General features: G+C 68.8%; 1 protein-coding gene. It reads left to right on the top strand.

The window, feature by feature from the left end; translation table 11 throughout:
• A partial coding sequence (locus ACQRAP_RS08735; protein ID WP_427795408.1) for an IS3 family transposase occupies positions 1-198 on the top strand: 198 nt, incomplete at its 5' end.
• Between the last annotated feature and the right edge of the window lie 26 nt (positions 199-224).

Below are 224 nucleotides of genomic sequence, written 5' to 3'. Positions count from 1 at the left end.
AACGCGGCGATGGAGGGCTTCTTCGGCCTGCTCAAGAGGGAGTTCTGGCACGGCAGGGACTGGTCGGGCTGGACCCCTGCCCGCTTCATCGAGGAACTCGGGGGCTGGATCGGCCGATACAATACGGAGAGGCGCAGCGATGCGCTCGGCGGCCGCACGCCGGCCGAGTTCCGCGCCGCGCTGGGAAGGGCCGCGTAACGGTCCAAGAAATCGTCCGCAGTCCC

The organism is Collinsella sp. SGI.180, assembly GCF_050313455.1.
Lineage (GTDB): Bacteria > Actinomycetota > Coriobacteriia > Coriobacteriales > Coriobacteriaceae > Collinsella.
Note: the sequence above shows the minus strand (reverse complement) of the source record. Positions and strands in the feature narration are given on the sequence as shown.